At 69.5% G+C, this 18,227-nt stretch carries 18 protein-coding genes; 8 read left to right on the top strand and 10 right to left on the bottom strand.

Annotated features, from left to right (window positions below):
• Positions 1-21 precede the first annotated feature (21 nt).
• The gene (gene menD, locus H9634_RS00280; protein WP_191724876.1) at positions 22-1,674 is read right to left on the bottom strand and encodes a 2-succinyl-5-enolpyruvyl-6-hydroxy-3-cyclohexene-1-carboxylic-acid synthase; all 1,653 of its coding nucleotides are present in this window, start codon (positions 1,672-1,674) and stop codon (positions 22-24) included.
• An 89-nt stretch (positions 1,675-1,763) separates the two neighbouring features.
• On the opposite strand from menD, the gene H9634_RS00275 reads away from it, so the two are divergent.
• From H9634_RS00275 to H9634_RS00265, 3 genes are all read left to right on the top strand, one after another.
• Positions 1,764-2,723 carry a CPBP family intramembrane glutamic endopeptidase gene (locus tag H9634_RS00275; protein WP_191724875.1) on the top strand — a complete coding sequence of 320 codons (960 nt, stop codon included), beginning with the start codon at positions 1,764-1,766 and terminating at the stop codon, positions 2,721-2,723.
• Between the two features lie 97 nt (positions 2,724-2,820).
• Positions 2,821-4,296 carry an alpha/beta hydrolase gene (locus tag H9634_RS00270; protein WP_191724874.1) on the top strand — a complete coding sequence of 492 codons (1,476 nt, stop codon included), beginning with the start codon at positions 2,821-2,823 and terminating at the stop codon, positions 4,294-4,296.
• Positions 4,297-4,391: 95 nt separating this feature from the next.
• Positions 4,392-4,907 carry a hypothetical protein gene (locus H9634_RS00265; protein ID WP_191724873.1) on the top strand — a complete coding sequence of 172 codons (516 nt, stop codon included), beginning with the start codon at positions 4,392-4,394 and terminating at the stop codon, positions 4,905-4,907.
• A gap of 28 nt (positions 4,908-4,935) precedes the next feature.
• Here H9634_RS00265 and H9634_RS00260 read toward each other — a convergent pair whose 3' ends face one another.
• A complete protein-coding gene (locus H9634_RS00260) occupies positions 4,936-5,955 on the bottom strand; it encodes a GNAT family N-acetyltransferase (RefSeq protein WP_191724872.1) in 1,020 nt (339 codons plus the stop codon).
• Between the two features lie 75 nt (positions 5,956-6,030).
• Complete coding sequence (locus H9634_RS00255) at positions 6,031-7,116, bottom strand: o-succinylbenzoate synthase (protein ID WP_191724871.1); 1,086 nt, start codon at positions 7,114-7,116, stop codon at positions 6,031-6,033.
• Between the two features lie 153 nt (positions 7,117-7,269).
• On the opposite strand from H9634_RS00255, the gene H9634_RS00250 reads away from it, so the two are divergent.
• From H9634_RS00250 to H9634_RS00235, 4 genes are all read left to right on the top strand, one after another.
• Positions 7,270-7,710, top strand: coding sequence for a hypothetical protein (locus tag H9634_RS00250; RefSeq protein ID WP_191724870.1), 441 nt, complete (start codon positions 7,270-7,272; stop codon positions 7,708-7,710).
• Positions 7,711-7,753: 43 nt separating this feature from the next.
• The gene (locus H9634_RS00245) at positions 7,754-8,671 is read left to right on the top strand and encodes a 1,4-dihydroxy-2-naphthoyl-CoA synthase (protein WP_191724869.1); all 918 of its coding nucleotides are present in this window, start codon (positions 7,754-7,756) and stop codon (positions 8,669-8,671) included.
• A 19-nt stretch (positions 8,672-8,690) separates the two neighbouring features.
• Positions 8,691-9,941 (top strand): AMP-binding protein, encoded by a 1,251-nt coding sequence (locus tag H9634_RS00240; RefSeq protein ID WP_191724868.1) that lies wholly within the window; start codon positions 8,691-8,693, stop codon positions 9,939-9,941.
• Between the two features lie 133 nt (positions 9,942-10,074).
• Positions 10,075-11,010 carry a 1,4-dihydroxy-2-naphthoate polyprenyltransferase gene (locus tag H9634_RS00235; protein ID WP_191724867.1) on the top strand — a complete coding sequence of 312 codons (936 nt, stop codon included), beginning with the start codon at positions 10,075-10,077 and terminating at the stop codon, positions 11,008-11,010.
• Between the two features lie 26 nt (positions 11,011-11,036).
• Here the strand turns inward: H9634_RS00235 and H9634_RS00230 are convergent, their stop codons facing one another.
• A complete protein-coding gene (locus tag H9634_RS00230; RefSeq protein WP_175293086.1) occupies positions 11,037-11,318 on the bottom strand; it encodes a DUF4229 domain-containing protein in 282 nt (93 codons plus the stop codon).
• Positions 11,319-11,454: 136 nt separating this feature from the next.
• Here H9634_RS00230 and H9634_RS00225 point away from each other — a divergent pair, with 136 nt between their 5' ends.
• Positions 11,455-12,045: a PLD nuclease N-terminal domain-containing protein gene (locus H9634_RS00225; RefSeq protein ID WP_191724866.1), complete on the top strand. Its 591-nt coding sequence runs from the start codon at positions 11,455-11,457 to the stop codon at positions 12,043-12,045.
• A gap of 83 nt (positions 12,046-12,128) precedes the next feature.
• Here H9634_RS00225 and ccsB read toward each other — a convergent pair whose 3' ends face one another.
• From ccsB to hemL, 6 genes are read right to left on the bottom strand one after another with little or no spacing between them, the layout of a single operon-like run.
• The gene (gene ccsB / locus H9634_RS00220) at positions 12,129-13,250 is read right to left on the bottom strand and encodes a c-type cytochrome biogenesis protein CcsB (RefSeq protein WP_225210436.1); all 1,122 of its coding nucleotides are present in this window, start codon (positions 13,248-13,250) and stop codon (positions 12,129-12,131) included.
• The gene (resB, locus tag H9634_RS00215; protein WP_225210435.1) at positions 13,247-14,800 is read right to left on the bottom strand and encodes a cytochrome c biogenesis protein ResB; all 1,554 of its coding nucleotides are present in this window, start codon (positions 14,798-14,800) and stop codon (positions 13,247-13,249) included. Before resB ends, ccsB begins: the two co-directional genes overlap by 4 nt.
• 33 nt (positions 14,801-14,833) lie before the next feature.
• A complete protein-coding gene (locus tag H9634_RS00210; protein ID WP_191724865.1) occupies positions 14,834-15,598 on the bottom strand; it encodes a cytochrome c biogenesis CcdA family protein in 765 nt (254 codons plus the stop codon).
• On the bottom strand, positions 15,595-16,206 hold the full coding sequence (locus H9634_RS00205; RefSeq protein ID WP_191724864.1) for a TlpA family protein disulfide reductase: 612 nt from the start codon (positions 16,204-16,206) through the stop codon (positions 15,595-15,597). The genes H9634_RS00210 and H9634_RS00205 overlap by 4 nt, the downstream gene beginning before the upstream one ends.
• Entirely contained in the window at positions 16,203-16,877 is a 675-nt protein-coding gene (locus tag H9634_RS00200) for a histidine phosphatase family protein (RefSeq protein ID WP_191724863.1), read from the bottom strand. Before H9634_RS00200 ends, H9634_RS00205 begins: the two co-directional genes overlap by 4 nt.
• The gene (hemL, locus tag H9634_RS00195; RefSeq protein ID WP_191724862.1) at positions 16,874-18,214 is read right to left on the bottom strand and encodes a glutamate-1-semialdehyde 2,1-aminomutase; all 1,341 of its coding nucleotides are present in this window, start codon (positions 18,212-18,214) and stop codon (positions 16,874-16,876) included. The genes H9634_RS00200 and hemL overlap by 4 nt, the downstream gene beginning before the upstream one ends.
• Positions 18,215-18,227: the final 13 nt, after the last annotated feature.

Genomic DNA, 18,227 nt, shown 5'->3' with positions numbered 1-18,227 from the left:
CGGCAGCGCCTGACGCCAGACTCAACTGGCTGCTGGTCTGGCCACGGACGGCAGCGGCACCTCGATGATGCCCGGCTCGCCAGCCGCGAGCACCCGGGCGAGCGCCTCGGCACTGTCGGCCTGTGTGTGCGGCCAGCCGTAGCCGACTGCCAAATCAGCGAAGTCCCGGCCGTGCGGGGTGGCGAAGTAGCGTTCGAAGTAGGGCACGAGGTGGTCCTGGCCGTGTTCGAGTCCGGCGAAGATCTGCCCGCCGTCGTCGTTGAGCACGATGATCTGCAGCGCCGGCAGCTCCTCGCCTGCTTCGCGCAGCAGCCCGCCGATCTCATGCAGCATCGCCAGGTCCCCGATGATGAGCCGCACCGGCACAGCCGGGTCAAGTGCCCGGGAGAACCCGGTGGCTGTCGAGATGAGCCCGTCGATGCCGGCCAGTCCGCGCGAGGCATGCACATGCGCGCGCCGGCCGAGCGGTACGGCGTGGATGGTCTCGGCGATGACGCGGATGGCCGAGGAGCTGGCTGCATAGACGTGCGGGCGCACCGCAGCAGGCGCAGCGGTGAGTGCCGCCTGCACGATCTCCGCCCGCCTGCCGCCGGTTCCGGTGAGCTTCCGGCCGGCCTCGATCCAGCGGCCCGACCAGCTGCCCGCACCAGCAGGACCTTCGGCGTCGCGTGCGGCGTCGAGTGCCGAGGCGAGGCCCACCTCGGCGCCGGCGGGAATGCGGATGATCTGCCGGTCGGAGGCCAGCAGCTTCGCATCGGGCCGGAACAGGGTCGGCTTGCCGATGACGACGACCCGCCGGCAGCCATCGAGAAGCTCTGGGTGCGCCTCGAGGACCTGCGGGTGGGCCGGCACCGCGGCGCTGGAGTCGACGAGCGGACAGGATGGTTCGGCCAGGATCGGCACACCGGTGGCTTCGAGAGCTGCGGCCAGCCCTGCCAGCGGGAAGCCGTGGACATCCCCGGCGAGCACGATCGTCTCCCCGCTCGCCTCGGTCAGCGCCTCGGCAGCGGCGGTGATCTGCGCGGCCTCGGCCGCCTCGGGCGCGGGGACCGGCGGGCACGTGAGCTCTGCTGCCCAGCCGTCTGCCGCCTCGGCGGCGGTGGGCACGAGCGGGACGTCGAACTGGACGTTGACCTGCACCGGGCCCGGCCGCCCACCCGGCCCGGCACCGCGGGCCGCTGCCAGGCAGCGCCCGGCGATCACCTCGGCGTCGGGGGCGCCGGCGGGGATATCGCAGCCGGCCACGGCCTCGGGCAGCATCGTCGCCTGCGCATCGAGAGTCTGATTGGCGCCGGTGCCGCGCAGCCGGGCCGGCCGGTCGGCGGTGAGCGCGATGAGCGGCAGGCAGGCGTAGGCGGCTTCGGCGAACGCCGGGTGGAGGTTCGCGACCGCCGAACCCGAGGTGGTGACGACGGCGACCGGGCGGGGCTGACCGGCGATCCGACGGCCTTTGGCCAGACCGAGAGCGTGGAACGCAGCCGAGCGCTCGTCGATGCGCACGAACGTGTCGATCCGGCCGGCCGCAGCGGCCTGCGCGAGCGCATAGGTCAGGGGCGCTGACCGGGAGCCGGGGCAGATGACGACATCGCGCACCCCAGCGGCGGTCAGGGCGCGGACGACGGCGCGGGCCACCGCAGTCGAGGGCTGCAGCTGCTGATCAGAAGAGGTGTTCATCACCTCGATTCAACCACGCCCGCCCGGCAGCTGTTCCCGCTCCGGTCGCCGCATGCCGGGCATCCGGCGGGACAGCTTAGAATGTGCTCATGACCTACCCGCCGCATCCCTATCTGCTGCGCTCTGAACCCGAGGAGCCCAAGACGCAGCGCACGGACAGGCGGCGGATCCTGCAGCTGCTCGCCGGGGTGGTCCTGTTCATCATCACGAGCGTCGTGCTGCTCACCGTCGACTGGGCGCTGCTGAACCTCTCCGGCCGCCCGATCGAGATCACCGATCCCGGCACCATCGCCCGGCCCGGCTGGATCGCCGTCATCAGCGCCTGCGCGGCCGCCGCCGTTGCGCTGCTGCTCTACCGACTCATCGTCGGCTGGATCGGCGGTGATCCGGGTCAGGGGCTGCGCGGGGGCTCGAAGACCATCGAGTTCCTCTTCGGCATCACCGTCGGAGTCGCGGTCATCCTCGCAGCGATCGGCATCATCGCGCTGCTCGGCGGCTACCGGATCACCGGCATCCAGCTCAGTGACGGAATCCTCATCGGCCTGGCCGGCGGGATCAGCGCCGGTGTCATCGAGGAGATCGTCTTCCGCGGGATCCTGCTGCGGATCCTCGATGCGTGGTTCGGCTCATGGGCGGCGCTCATCATCTCCTCAGCGCTGTTCGGTGCCGCGCATCTGGGCAATCCCGGCTCCAGCTGGTGGGGTGCGACCGCGATCGCGGTGGAGGCCGGTCTGCTGCTGGGCGGGGCCTATCTGCTCACCCGCCGGCTGTGGCTGCCGATCGGCATCCACGCCACGTGGAACTTCCTCTCCGGGGGCATCTTCAGCTCCCCGGTCTCCGGCGTCGGCTCCGGGGACGGCCTGTTCGCTGCGACGTTCTCCGGGCCGGACTGGCTGACCGGCGGGGACCTCGGCATGGAGGGCTCGGTCATCACCGTCGCGGTGTGCTCGCTGGCCGGTCTGGCGATGCTCTTCCTCGCCCACCGGCAGGGCCAGCTGCTGCCGAGCGTGCGCACCGAGCGCCGTCGGGCAGCCAATCCCCAGCGCTGAGTCGCACGCCCGTCTCCTCCCGTTCACCCACGCGTCCTATCGTGAGCGGTGAGACCCCGTGTCGCGCCCACCTCTGCCGAGCCCTGCGAGGACGCTTATGATCCAGCGACGTCACATCATGCTCTCCGTCGGCGCGCGCGCCGTGCGCGCCCTGACCGCCGCCCGCAACCGGGCCGGCGAATTCCCCGGCCGCAACCAGACGCTCACCTTCCTCGGCCCCGAACCCACCGGCGAGGACGCCACCCGCTTCCATGTGCGGGAGAAGCGCAAGCTCTCCCGCCGGCTGCGCGAATTCTTCGTCTACTCCCCCGCCCTATCGCGCACCGTCGGGCTGCGGGTGCTGCTGCCGGGCACCCCGAGCGAGGTCGCCGACGTCATCTACCTCTTCCACGGCTCCGGCGATGACTTCCGCTCCTGGACCGACCTCGGGGCTGCTGAACGGATCACCGCTGAGAGCCCGTATCTCGTCGTCATGCCCGATGCCGGGGCGGCGAGCTACTCCACGCACGCCTTCGGCGACACGCTGCTCGACTGGCCGAAGTTCCACACCGGCGAGCTCGTCGACTTCGTCACCGGCCGCTACTCCGTCAACGCCGAACGCGGCGGCCAGATTCTGGCCGGCCTGTCGATGGGCGGATACGCGGCGATGAAGTACGCCGCCTGGCACCCCGACCGCTACTGCGCGGCCGCCGCATTCTCCTCCCCACTCGACCCGCTGGCCGCCGTACCGCTGATGGACATCATCTCCCTGCGCGAGGGCGGCGAACCGCGTTCGCTGTTCGGCGACCCGCGCCGTGACAAGGCCGAATGGCTGGCCAACTCCCCGCTGCACCTGGCGGATAACCTCGCTGCCACCGATCTGTGGTTCACCGCCGGCTCTGGCGACCCGGACCCAGGAGAGGCTGAAGAGCACGTCGACGTGCTCGAAGCCAGCGTCAGCCACCACGGCGAGTCCTTCCACCAGCGGCTGAGCGAACTGGGCATCAGGCACATGTGGACGCCGCGCGCCACCGGCCTGCACAACTGGTTCGCCTGGCAGCGCGAACTGGGCGAGTGGATCACCGCGCTGCCGCAGCGGCTGGCCGCTCAGGCTGCCGCCGACCGCCGTTCCCGAGGTGGTGGCCAGGTCTCCGATGGCGCAGCGTTCACCTTCATCACCGGTCTGCCGGTGTTCTCCGTGCACGGCTGGGAGGTCTCGATCTCGCGCAGGCGCGCGCAGCTGGTGACCTTCGGCCAGGTCACCACCGCCGGGTTCACCCTTAACGGGGCCGGCACCTTCCGCATCCGCACCCCGGCGCTGTACCACCCGGGTGAGAAGTACGAGCTGCGGATCTCCTCACCTCTGTCGGAGTCGGTCTCGACGCTGCACGCCGATGCGCAGGGCCGGCTCGACTTCACCGGCCGGATGGCTGGGGCCCTGCACGACCCGATCGTGCCCGGCCGGCGCACCCGCCACTACCGCACCTGGGGCCAAGACGAGATCACCCATGTGACGATCGCGCCCTGTGAGCCAGCGCCGGCAGCAGCGAAGGCCCGGAAGCCTCACCGCGGGGACGCCGCTGATAAGCGCTGAGACCTCATCAGTATGTGATCTGCGATACAATCGGGGCATCCCCAACGCCCGCGCCTGCGGGATGCGCCCTCCGCGCGGAGCAGAAAGAAGCCCTCATGTCTGCATCCCCGCTCTCGGTAGCCAACCCGTCTCGGCTGTTCTGGCTCACGATCCTGCTCGCTGCCTGCGGGGAGTTCTACAAAGTCGGCAGCTCAGGATTCCATCACCTCGGTGTCTTCGCCCTCGGCCTGCTGATCGCGTTCATCGTCCCTGCAGCAGCACTGTGGTGGCGTGCAGCGAGCGGCTTCATGCCGGTCGGCTACAACCCAAAGCAGCCCGCCACGCTGCAGCGCGCCAGGACCATCGGTTTTGCCGGTCCGCTTGCCGTCTTCTTCTACTTCGCGTACCTGGCGAAGGCCGCCCAGCAGATCGAAGTCACGCTGCTCTACGGGGCATGTACGATCCTCATCGCTGTCTCCCAGCAGTGGCTGTACTACCGTCTGCGGCGCATCGAACGCAGCACACACAGCGATGAGCCTGATGACGACCCAACGGCCCATGACAGCCCAACGACCCCTGACGACCCGGCGGCCGTCGACCACGGAGCACCGCCGGCTGCAGCACCTCGGTGACGGATCCCGGTTTGAGACCGGGCGACGGTTACGGGCGCAGCAGCCAGTGCGCGCGGACCGGGCGGAAGCCGCGCCGATTCCATAAGGGGCCCGAGAGCGGATTCTGTGCCGCATAACCGATGAGCAGCGCCTCCACCCCCTGTGCCCGGGCGTGAGCTTCGCCTGCAGCGAGCATTCGGCTGGCCAGTCCGGTGCCGCGCAGGTGCGGTTCGGTCCAGGCGAAACCGACATAGGCGCTTGTCCCCACCCTGAGCCCGGAAGCCGCCCAGGCGGACTCCTCCGGTGGGGTGATGGTGAGGTAGGCATCGATGGCGCCCGGCTTTCGACCGCGCACGATCGCCGACCAGCCGGGGCCGGCTGCGATCGCCTCGCGCGCATACTGGCGCATGGCCGCCTCGGTGTTCTCGCGCAACAGGTTGGACATGAACGCAGCATCGAAGGCCTGCAGCTTCATCATCCCCGCTGTCAGCGCATCCTCATCAGCCTCCTCCGGCGCGGTGAACGGCAGATCCCCAGCCGGCACCTCGGGAGCGTCGCGGTCGAGTGTCCGTAGTCCGTCGACGGAGTCGAGGCGGAATCCGGTCGCCGCCAACGCTTGTGCGATCACCGCCTCGCGAGCGGGAATCGAAACCTGGATCGACCGGTCCGCATCATCGATCGTCTCTCCGTCGCCGAACCGGCTGCCAGCACCGCGAGCCGTCTGAGCGTCCCGGGCCCGCGCCTCGGCGACCGCAGCGGCGAGCACCGCAGCGATCCCACCAGCATCGGCACCGCTGCCGACGCGCAGCTGAATCGTGTGCGCCACCCGGGTGCCCCACACGGCGGCTGGAGTGTCGAGCCCGGAGACGCGGGTGCGGACGATGGCCAGGGCGACCGGTGCCTCGGGCATGGCAGCGCCAGAACCGGCACCGACGATCGTGTCGCCGGGCTCAGGCTGCGGTACATCCAAGGGCGCCCAGGCCGGGTCGAGGGTGGCAAGACGGGCGGTCTGCTCTGCGGTGAGCCGGGCGAGCGCGGCATGCGGTGCGGGATCGAAGACGGCGTCCATGCAGCGATCCTAGGCGCGCGCGGCAGGTTGTGCATATGCCGTGTGGTGCATGCCGGTGTCCGGGAGGCTGCGGCCTCACACCTGCCGGCGCAGCTCCGACAGACAGTCACGGACCCGGGCGTCCCACCAGGCGTGGGTCTCGGCGTCTGCCGTGTGGGCGGCGAGAAGCTCTGGGTCCGGTTCGGCGCGCCAGGCGGACAGCAGCCCGCCGCCGAGGTGGTCGTCTCCATCGCGGTGAGTGTCGCCCGCGATGATGTCGGTGGTGAAGAGTGCTCCCGTGCCGAGCCCGCAGGCGGGCGGGCCGGCGAAGATCGCCTCGGCGGCAGCATCGACCGGCAGACTGGCGGCCAGCAATGCTCCTGCCCGGAGACCGATCCCGGTCTCCAGAGCTGATGACACGACAGCGGGCAGCCCGCAGCCGGTGACGACGTCTGCGGCATGCTGGGCGCCGCCGAGCGGCTGGGCTTTGACGATGACGACATCCGCCGCGCCGAGGGCTGCCACCCGGTACGGGTCCTCGGCCTTGCGGATCGATTCATCAGCAGCAATGCGGATGGGCAGCCCACGGTCGGCGATCCACTCCCGCAGCCGGGCGAGGTCCTCGACCGCAGCGACGGGCTGTTCGATGTACTCCAGCCAGTCGGCCGCCTCGGGAAGCGCGGCGACGGCCACGCACAGCTGCTGGGCAGCGGCGAGCGGGTAGCCGGCGTTGGCGTCGAAGCGCAGCCGGGCTGCCGGGGCGTGGGCGCGCACAGCGCGGATGCGCGCGAGATCAGTGTCCAGGTTCGCGATTCCGCCGGCTGCGATCTTGATCTTGAAGGTGCCGGCACCCGGATAGCGGGCGATGAGACCCGGCACTGCGTCTGGTGAGCAGTCGGGGATGGTGCCGTTGAGCGGGACGGCATCACGCAGCGGTTCGGGAGCCGGCCGGTGGCCGAACTCGAGCGCACCGGCCAGCCAGCGTGCCGCCTCGGGCGCGGCGTATTCGAGGAAAGGTGAGAACTCCGACCATCCTGCTGGCCCACGGAAGACGACCGCCTGCCGGGAGGTGATGCCGCGGAAGCGGGTGATCATCGGCAGTTCGACGACGCGGCGCTGAGGCAGCAGCGCATCGAGGTCGTCGGTGCCGGTGACGAGCTCGGCCAGCCAGTCTGGGATCATGTCGCGCACCTCCTCCTCCGACGTACCGCTACGACAAAGGTGCAATTGCAGCGGTGAACTCTCTCTGGAACCGTGAATACGAATCGCGGCAACCTGCGCTGTCATATGGCAGCCGGATTCCCGCGCATCCACTGTAAGCAGAGAGAAGCCGACATGAAGAACCTGTCCTCGCCCACAGCCGTCACCCAGCCGTCGCTGCTGTTCTGGCTCGCCGTCATGCTCACGAGCTGTGCCGACAGCTACGCGTTCGGCTCTCCGGTTTTTGCCGGGCACTTCCTCGCGACCGTCGCTCTGAGTTTCGGCGTACCTGCAGCAGCGCTCTGGGTGCGTGCTCGGCAGGGCTTCCGGCCCGTGGGGTTCTCCACTCAATCCCCTGATTCGCTGAGCCGCGCTGTGACAATCGGAAGGGTCGGACCAGCAATCGCTGCAGCGTATTTCGCGTATCTGACGGTCACGGCAACAGTCGTCGACGCCGCCTTCGTATACGGGCTCTCCACCGCTGCCGTCCTGGTCTCCCAGCAGTGGCTTCTCCTGCGGCTGCGGCAGATCCAACGCGACGACGCGCCGCAGCCGGGCGTTGAAGTACCGGCCTGACACGCCGCTGGCCGGCCTCATGCCGACAGCTAAACTTGCAGGCATGCCTGTCTCTGAGATCTTCGACCCCAGCCGCTGGCGCGCGGTCGCCGGCTTCGACTTCACCGACATCACCTACCACCGGGCCATCGACGCCGACGGTACTGACATCGGCTGTGTGCGCATCGCCTTCGACCGGCCGGAGGTGCGCAACGCCTTCCGCCCGCACACCGTCGATGAGCTGTATCGCGCGCTCGACCACGCCCGGCAGACTCCCGATGTCGGCTGTGTGCTGCTGACCGGCAACGGCCCGAGCGAGAAGGACGGCGGCTGGGCGTTCTGCTCCGGCGGCGACCAGCGCATCCGCGGCCGCTCCGGCTACCAGTACGCCGACGGTGAGACCGCCGAGACCGTCGACCCGGCACGTGCCGGCCGGCTGCACATCCTCGAAGTCCAGCGGCTCATCCGCACGATGCCCAAGATCGTCATCGCCGTCGTCCCCGGCTGGGCGGCCGGTGGTGGGCACAGCCTGCACGTCGTGTGCGATATGACGATCGCCTCGCGTGAGCATGCGAAGTTCAAGCAGACCGACGCCGATGTCGGCTCCTATGATGCCGGCTACGGCTCGGCGTATCTGGCGAAGATGGTCGGGCAGAAGCGGGCCCGGGAGATCTTCTTCCTCGGCCGCACCTACTCTGCCCAGGAGATGGCCGATATGGGTGCCGTCAACGAGGTCGTCGACCACGCCGAGCTCGAATCCGCAGCCCTGACGATGGCACGGGAGATCCTCGGCAAGTCCCCGAATGCCCAGCGGATGCTGAAGTTCGCCTTCAACCTCGTCGACGACGGGCTCGTCGGCCAGCAGGTCTTCGCCGGTGAGGCCACCCGCCTGGGCTACATGACCGATGAGGCCGTCGAGGGCCGGGATGCGTTCTTGGAGAAGCGCGACCCGGACTGGTCGCCGTTCCCCTGGTACTACTGAGCCGGTGAGGGCCCGCTCGATGGACCACACCGAACTCGCCGAACTGCTGCGCCGGGCGAGGGCCGGCGCACACACCGTCGTGCTGCCGCCCACCCGCGACGGTCAGGTCTCGGTCATCGACCCGCACCGCTACGACGACGCCGGCACCGGCCGCAGACCCCCAGCCCTCGTCGTGCACACCTCGGGCACCACCGGACCGGCCAAAGGGGTGGCGCTCTCCGCTCAGGCGCTCACCGCCTCGGCGACGGCGACCGAGGCGATCCTCGGCGGGCCCGGCCGCTGGTACCTGACCCTGCCGGTCAACCACATCGCCGGCGCCCAGGTGGTGCTGCGCTCGCTGCAGGCCCAGACGGTGCCGTTCGCTGCCCGCGGGCCGTTCACCGCGCAGTCCTTCACCGCCGATGTCATGGCACTGCAGGAGGCGGCCCTGCACATGATCGCCTCCTCCGGCCCGGCCGGCCCGCTCTACACTGCGCTCGTGCCCACCCAGCTCACCCGCATCATGGCCGACCCGGTCGCCGCTGAGCTCGCGCGCGCCTTCGACGCGATCCTGCTCGGCGGGGCGGCGATCTCCCCCGGCCTGCTCACCCGCGCTGCATCAGCTGGCCTGAACATCGTGCGCACCTACGGGATGAGCGAGACGTGCGGGGGCTGCGTCTACGACGGAATCCCCTTCGCAGACGTCGACGTCAGCATCAACGACGCCGGCCGGGTGGTGCTTTCCGGCGCTGTGCTCGCCGACGGCTACGTCGATGTCACCAGCGGCCGGCTGCGCGCACTCCCCGATCCCGAGGCGGTCACCGGCAGCGGGTTCACCACCGGTGACGACGGGACCCGCCGGTTCGTCACCAGCGATCTGGGGACGATCACCGACGGGGTATTGAGCGTCCTCGGCCGGGCTGATGACGTCGTCATCTCCGGCGGGGAGAACATCAGCCCGCTGACCGTCGAGAACACGCTGCTTGCCGCCCTCGAAACCACTGGCGTCCGCGAGGTGCTCGTCACCGGGGTGCCGGATGCCGAATGGGGTGAGGTGCTCGCCTGCGCGATCGTCACCGACCGCCCCGGCACGACTGACAGCGACCCCGTCGCCGCCGCACGTGCGCTCGCCGACCGGCTCACTGACTCGGTGCCGGACTTGCCGGGCCTGCACCGGCCGGTCTATGCGGTCGAGCTCGATGCGCTGCCGGCCACCGGTCTGGGCAAACCGGACAGGCGTGCCCTGCGCCGCCAGCTGGTTGAGCGTCTCGGGCTGGCCGAGTGCCCCTGACTGCAACCGAGTTGTGATGCGCCGCGTTGGGAAACGGCCTGTCGCAGTGGCAGACTAGACTGGTCTGCAGGCTGGCGAAACTGCTGGCCAGCGCACTGACCATGGCATGATCTGAATGACATTGAGGACTCCGATGGCAACCTTCCAGCAGTGGGTCGAGGGAGCTCGGCTGCGCACCCTGCCGCTGGCTGTCGCCCCCGTGCTGCTGGGAACCGGAGCCGCGCTCGGCGTGCTCGGCGGACTGTCGGCCCTCGTCATCGGCAGCGTGCTCGACGCCCCGAACCCCGATGTCTCACTGTCGTTCCTGCTGCTCAAAGCGGCGCTCGCACTCGTCGTGTCCCTGGCCCTGCAGATCGGGTCGAATTACGCCAATGACTACTCCGACGGCGTGCGCGGCACCGATGACGTGCGGGTCGGGCCGCTGCGGCTGACCGCCTCCGGGGCGGCCCCGCCCGAGGCGGTGAAGCGGGCGGCATTCATCAGCTTCGGTGTCGCTGTGGCCGCCGGTGCGATCCTCGTCATCATCTCCCAGGCGTGGTGGCTCATCCCGGTCGGTGCCGCCGCGATCTGGGCGGCCTGGTTCTACACCGGCGGTTCGAAGCCCTACGGCTACCGGGCGATGGGCGAGCTGTTCGTCTTCATCTTCTTCGGCCTCGTCGCCACGCTCGGAACGACCTATGCGCTCGTCTCGACGATCTCAGCGGCCGCGATCGCCGGTGCGGTCGCGATCGGGCTGTTCGCCTGTGCGGTGCTCATGGTCAACAACCTGCGCGACATCCCCACCGACCGGCAGGCCGACAAACTGACTTTGGCGGTGCTGCTGGGTGAGAAGCGGGCGCGGCTGGCCTATACGCTGCTCGTGTTCATCCCGTATGCGCTGCTGCTCGTGCCGATTCTCACCGGGCATCCGGCTGCGGTGCTGGCGGCGCTGTCGCTAGTGCTCACGATCTCACCGCTGCAAGTGGTGCTCTCCGGTTCGGAGGGCACAGCACTCATCCCGCCGATCAAGCACACGGGGCTCGCGGCACTGGCCTATGCCGCGCTGCTGGCGCTCGGCCTGGCACTGTAGGCCCGCAGACGTCAGCGGTCAGGATCTCAGCGGTCGAGTTCCCGGTCCTCCAGGTCCTCGTCGCTGCCCTTTTTCACGGTGCGTGCCTTGACCTTCCCGCTGCGGGCCCGGCGGCGCTCCTGCCAGGCGATGAGCGAACCGGTCGCCGAATCGCGCAGCGGCCTGAGCGTCAGATAGCTGATGAGGGCGGAGATGATGATCGCCGCGATCGTCGAGATGAGGCCGGGGCCTGCGATCCACCAGACGACGACGATCGTGCCCATGAGCACAGCGAGGCGGGCGAGGAGGTACATCAGATAGTCACGCATGATGCCCACCAGTGTACCGGTGCCGGCTGTCCGTCCCGAACGTGGGAGGCGCACCTGAGTCCGCGCTGGGAGGCCGCATCTGAGACGCTGGCGCGTTTCCGTCCGCCTGCGCCGATCGACTATCCTGATAGGCAATATGACAAGGATTCTGGTAGCCGCCGCACTGATTCTCGTCGCTGTCACGCTGTACAGCTTCTTCGACTGCGTCGTCCGCGACCGCGCCCACATTCGAGTCCTGCCCAAATGGGGTTGGCTGCTCGTCATCCTCTTCGTCCCGGTCTTCGGGCTGCTGCTGTGGTTCCTGTTCGGCCGCTCCAGCTTCGGCCAGCGCCGCTCGGCCGGCCCGGTCGCCCCGGATGATGATCCGGACTACCTGCAGAAGATCGCCGATGAGGTCGAACAGGCCGAGCGCCGCAAGCGCCGCGAAGAGCTCGAGCGCCGCCGCAAGTCCACCGGCAGCACTGCCGCATCGCACGGCACCCGGGCCCAGCCGCAGGAGGGCATCAATGCACCGGCGACACCCGAGCCCACTGACGAACCGGCGACCGGACCGGCGTCCGAACCGGCAGCCGAGCCGGAGGCCGCTGCTGAGGAGCTGAGCCCGCACGAGCAGTTCGAGCGCTGGCTGGCCGAACGCGAACGCGAGGAGCAGGCGGCACGCGACACCCAGGATGATCGCCCGGAGAGCGGCGAGAACGGCGCCAACTCCGCCAACGGCCGCTCATAGCCGCAAGAACTCATCAGCCACAAGAAAATGATCCGCAGGACCGTACGGTCCTGCGGATCATCTGCATTCAGCTCACGCCACGCTCACAGCCCGGAGTAGGAGTGCAGGCCGTCGAAGTAGACGTTGACGATGGCGAAGTTGAAGATGAGGCTGGAGAAGCCGACGATGTTGAGCACCGCCACCTGGGTGGCCGACCAGCCGCGGGTCGCGCGTGCGTGGAGGTAGGCAGCATAGACGACCCAGACGACGAATGACCAGATCTCCTTGGCGTCCCAGCCCCACGGCCGGCCCCAGGCGACCTCAGCCCAGATCGCACCGGCGATGACGGTGAAGGTCCATGTGACGAACCCGACCGCAGCGATCCGGTAGGACAGCTGCTCGACGACATCGCTGGCAGGCACGCGGTTGAACATCCGGCCCAGCCCGGTGACAGTGTCCTTCTGCTCAGTGCGGGCCTTGAGGATCTGGAAGACCGCCAGGATCGCTGAGACGCTCAGCAGCGCGGTCGAGAGGATCGCGATCGGCACGTGGATCCAGATCCAGTACGACTGCAGCGCCGGCACAAGCTGTGCGGCCGGAGTGTAGAAGACGGTGATGCACAGACCCAGAGTCACAAGCGCGCCACCGGCGACGAAGGTGCCGAGGTAGCGGATGTCGGCGAAGTACAGCACGACGATGTAGACGAGCACGGCGAGTGCCGAGGCGGTGAGCGCGTACTCCATCATATTGCCCCACGGCACCCGAGTCACCGACAGCGCGCGGGTGAGCACGGCGGCCACGTGCAGGCCGGCGGCGAGCACCGTCAGTGCGGTCGCCATCCGGGCGGTGGTGCGGCGTCCGGCCGTGCCCGAGGCGGTGGTCGCCGCCTCACCGGGCCCGCCCGTCCCCGTCCTGCCGGTCTCCGTGCCGTCGGTCCGCGTGCCGCTGGTCTCGGCGTCGTCCTCGCGGTCGAGGACGGCGACGGAGCCGTTGCGTGAGGTGCGCACCGGCGTTCCGGCTTTCGCGCTCGCCTTCGCACTGGCCTTCGCGTTCGTCTTCGCGGCGACCCTGCCGGATGCGGTCTGCTTTCCGCTGCTGGCCAGGGTGCGGCCTGCGAACAGGTCGCTGGAGTAGAGCAGGAAGGCGATCGCGTACACGGCCATCGCCGAGTAGACGAGCAGGTTCGACCACGTCGCAAGCGTGACGTTGACGTCCATGGAGGTCATGCCTTTCGACTGGGTGAGTTGTTCAATTCTACTGCAAGGCTCTCAGCCGCCTGCACCACGCGCGGGTCCTCTCCTCGGGCCAGGGAGGCGACCTCGGTGGCGACGCCGTCGTCGGTGTCGGCGGCGCGGACCCACATGCGCCGGCGCGGCACGAACAGGGAGAGTCCGAGGCCGGCGAGCAGGAAGATGGTGAAGGCGAGCATGATCCCCTGGGTGGGGTCGTGGCGGATGTCGAGGGCGACGTAGCGTTTGATCTCTTCAAGTTCGACGCTGCCGAGCCCATCGGGCAGCTCGGTGGTCTCCCCGGGCTTGAGGTACAGCTGCAGCGGCTGCCCATCAGGCCCGGCGAGCTGGTCGAGGTTGTCGGTGTCGAGTTCGTAGACCGACTGGGCGACGCCGGCATCGAGGCCGAGGTCGCCGGCGAAGACGTTCATCACGAGGTAGGGATTTCGCAGCTCGGCGAACTGGGAGACGAGTTCGCCCTTCTCGTTCTGTGAGGCGGTCGGCAGCAGGATGCCGATGAAGCCGAGCTGGTCGGGGCTGGCGTCGGGGACCTTGACGACGCCGCGGGAGGTGTAGACGCCGTCCTGCGGCAGGAACACGACCGGCCCGGAGTAGGTGACGTTGCCCTCGCCGTCGCGCACGGTGATGACCGGGGCGTAGCCGTTGCCGGTGAGGTAGACGCGCGAACCGTCGATCCGGATCGGTTCGTTGACCCGCAGGCTGTGGTCGGTCTCCTGGCCATCCTGGATGGTGGTGACGTCGGCGTTGAACGCGCGCGGCTGGCCGAACTGATTCCCGGCTGCGGTGTCGTCGAAGCTGGCGTCGAAGCTGTTGAGCCGCAGCCGGTAGTCGTCGAGCCGGTCGGCGGAGAAGTAGGAGCCGGGTTCGAAGGAGTCGTAGGCGACGAGCGAGTTGGTGAAGGTGTCGCCTTCGACGAGGATGCGCTGGCCGGAGTAGCCGATGAGCGCGCCGATCGCCATCGTGACGGTGACCCCGAGCAGGCAGATGTGGAAGAGCAGGTTGCCGGTCTCGCGTAGGTAGCCGCGCTCAGCTGAGACTGCGTCCCCGCGCCGGGTGGTGCGGTAGCCGAGCTTCTTCAGCCGCGCCTCGGCGGCGGTGAGCATGTCCTCGGCCGTACCCGAGGCGGTGAAGGCCTGGTAGCCGGGCATCCGGGACAGCCGCCGCGGCGCCGGCGGCGGGGCCTGGCGCATCGCCTTGTAGTGCTGCTTGCTGCGCGGCAGCACACAGCCGACGAGCGAGACCATGAGCAGGATGTAGATCGCAGCGAACCACACGGAGGCGTAGACGTCGAAGAGCTGCACGGCGTCGAGGAACGGGCCGATCCGCGGGTTGTCCTCGATGTACTGGGTGACCTGGGCGGGGTCCTGGATGCGCTGGGGCAGCAGGGATCCGGGGATCGAGGCCAGGGCGAGGATGAGCAGCAGGATGAGTGCGGTGCGCATCGTCGTCAGCTGCCGCCAGGCCCAGCGCAGCATGCCGAGTGCGCCGATGTCGGGCGGGGCGGGTTTCGCGGTCTTCGTACTCATATCCTCGTCAAGTGTGGCAGATGGTCGGGGCCGTCAGATCAGCAGGTCGAAGTCGCCGATGGTGCCCTGCAGCTGCTGGATCCAGGCGTTCCACACACCGGTGACGAGCAGCAGGCCGAGCAGGATGAGCATGATCCCCCCGATCCGCACGATCGTCTGCTGGTGTTCGCGCACCCAGGCCAGCCGGCCGGCGCCGCGGTGGAGCAGGAAGGCGACGATGAGGAACGGGATGCCGAGGCCCAGGCAGTAGACGAAGGTCAGCAGCGTGCCGCGCCACACCTGCCCTTCGGCACCGAATCCGGTGGAGAGGGCGAGCACGGCGGCCAGGGTCGGGCCGATGCACGGCGCCCAGCCGAGCGCGAAGGTCGCTCCGAGCACGGGTGCGCCCCACAGCCCGGCCTTGGGCTTCTTCTGCAGCCGGCGGTCGCGCTGCAGCCAGCCGAAGCCGCCCATGAACACGATGCCGGCGATGATGACGACCGCACCCATGATCCGGGTGAGCAGGCCGATCCACTCCCCTGCTGCTGCGCCGAGCCCGGAGAAGGCGGTGCCGAGGGCGACGAAGACCACGGCGAAGCCGAGGACGAAGAGCGCAACTCCTCCGAGCACCGTGGAGGTGCGCTTCTCCTCGATCGTGGTGCCGGTCAGCCCGGTGACGTACCCGATGTAGCCGGGCACGAGCGGCAGCACGCACGGGGAGGCGAACGACACCGCGCCGGCGAGCGCGGCGACGAGCATGGCGATGAGCAGCGGCCCGTCGAGGATCGTCTGGGCGAAGGTGTTGCCGATTTCGGTCATTCGCCGAGCACGTCTTCGATCATCCCGCTCAGCGTCGAGGCGTCGACGGCGCCGACGGCGCGGGCGGCCGCGCGGCCCTCGGCGTCGAGGATGACGGTCGACGGGGTGGCCTGCGGCGGCAGGATGTCCGAGAGCAGGGCGACCATCGCACCGTCGGTGTCGAGCATGTTCGGGTAGGGCACGTCGAAGTTCTTGATGAACGCCTCGGCTGCCCCTGCCTGGTCGCGGACGTTGACGCCGAGGAACACGGTGTCGTCAGCGAACGTCTCGGAGACCTCGATGAGATCCGGGGCCTCCTTGCGGCACGGCGGGCAGGCGGCGTACCAGAGGTTGATGACGACGAGTTTGGGGCGCAGCCCGGCCAGGGACTGCTGCTGGCCGTCGAGGGTCTCGAAGTCGAGGTCGAGCGGCTCACCTCGGTCGCCGGGGGCGACCTGGGTGATGACTCCGGAGCCGGAGACGTATCCCTGTTCGGAACCGGCCTGCTGGGCGAGTTCGTCGTTCTCGCTCGCGCAGCCGGCGAGCACGATCGTCCCGGCGGTCGAGGCGGCCAGCGTCAGCAGTCCGCGGCGGCTGAGCGGTCGGCGGCCGAAGGGCTGGTCGCTCATGCCCCGGGCACCGCCTTGACCGGCTGGAGGTCAGCGCACACATCGGTGTAGTCGATGCCGGTGAGCTCTCCTGCCTCATAGGTGAAGGTGGTGACGGAGGCGAGGGCGCATTCGCGTTCGCGCGGGTCGTGCCACAGGCGCTTGCCCTCGGCGGCCCGGCGCGTCACCCAGATCGGCAGCTGGTGGGAGACGATGACGCCGTCGACGCTGCCGTTGCCCCCGGCCACGCCGTCGCCGGCGGCCAGGGGTTCGAGCCGGCGGCGCAGGCTGGCGATCGCGGCGCGCATGCGCATCACCTGCTGCCGGTACGGCTCACCCCATGAGGGGCGCAGCGGGTTGTACAGGCGCACGAGGTTGGCCGGCTGCGACAGGTGCGAGCGGTCGACGACCATGCCCTCGAAGCTGTTGGCGGCCTCGATGACCCGCTCATCGATCCGCGGGGTCATCTCCAGGGCGGCGGCCAGCGGGGCGATCGTCTCCTGGGCGCGCTGCAGCGGCGAGCTCACGAGTGCCGCGACGGCGAAGTCCGGGCTGGTGAAGTGCTCGGCGAGCCGGCCGGCCATCTCGTGTCCGCAGGCCGAGAGCCCGTAGCCGGGCAGCCGGCCGTATAGCAGCCCTTCGGGGTTGTGGACCTCACCGTGGCGGGTGAGGTGAATGCGCACCTGACTCATGCCTTCCCTCCTGCACGGTGGCTGGCCGCGGCCGAGGCGGCGGCGGGCAGAGCGGCGATGATCCGCTCGAGCACCTCGTCGGTGTGGGCCAGTGACAGGAACCAGGCCTCGAAGGCGCTCGGAGGCAGGTGGATGCCGGATGCGAGCATGCTGGTGAAGAACGCCCCGTAGGCGGCGGAGTCCTGGGCGCGGGCGTCATCGTAGCTGCGCACCTCCTGGTCGGTGAAGAACACCGAGAACATCGAGTTCGCGCTCTGGATCCGGTGCGGCACACCGGCAGCGGTCAGCGCCTCGCTGACGGCTGGGCGGAGGATGTCGGCGGCGCGCTCGAGGTGGGTGTAGACATCGAGTTCGGTGGTGAGCTTCAGGGTGGTGACGCCGGCTGCGGTGGCGACCGGGTTCCCCGACAGCGTGCCGGCCTGGTAGACCGGGCCTGCCGGGGCGAGGTGCTGCATCACCTCGGCGCGGCCACCGAAGGCCGCAGCCGGGAAGCCGCCGCCCATCACCTTGCCGAAGGTGAACAGGTCGGCCGGGCCCTCCGGGTAGCCGGCGGTGGCCGATTCGTAGCCGTACCAGCCGGCGGCCGAGACGCGGAAGCCGGTCATGACCTCATCGGAGATCATGAGCGCACCGTGCTGGCGGGTCAGCGACCGGATCGTCTGGGTGAAGCCGTCACGCGGCGGCACCACGCCCATGTTGCCGGGGCTGGCTTCGGTGATGACGCAGGCGATGTCGGCGCCGTGTTCGGCGAAGGCCGCAGCCAGAGCGTCTGGGTCGTTGTAGGGCAGCACGATCGTGTCGGCCGCGCTCGCGCCGGTGACGCCGGGGGTGTCGGGCAGGGAGAAGGTCGCCAGTCCGGAGCCGGCGGCGGCGAGCAGCGCGTCGACGTGCCCGTGGTAGCAGCCGGCGAACTTCACGACCTTCGCCCGGCCGGTGTAACCGCGGGCCAGGCGGATCGCCGACATCGTCGCCTCGGTGCCCGAGGACACGAGGCGGACCTCGTCGACCGGTTCGACGCGCGCAACGATCTCCTCAGCCAGTGCCACCTCGTTGGCCGACGGGGTGCCGAAGGAGAAACCCTTCTGCGCGGCCTCGGTGACGGCGGCGAGCACCTGGGGGTGGGCGTGGCCGAGGATCATCGGCCCCCAGGAGCCGATCAGGTCGATGTAGTCGTTGCCGTCGACATCGCGCAGCGTCGCACCCTGTGCCGAGTCGATGAAGCGCGGGGTACCGCCGACAGCTCCGAAGGCTCTGACCGGTGAGTTGACGCCACCGGGGGTGACGGCCAGGGCCCGGTCGAAGAGCTGCTGGGAGGCTGTCAGGTTCTGCGAGGTCATGGAGCTCCTTTTC

It is taken from the genome of Brevibacterium gallinarum (assembly GCF_014836885.1).
GTDB lineage: Bacteria > Actinomycetota > Actinomycetes > Actinomycetales > Brevibacteriaceae > Brevibacterium > Brevibacterium gallinarum.
This window is presented reverse-complemented; position numbering and strand designations above follow the sequence as displayed.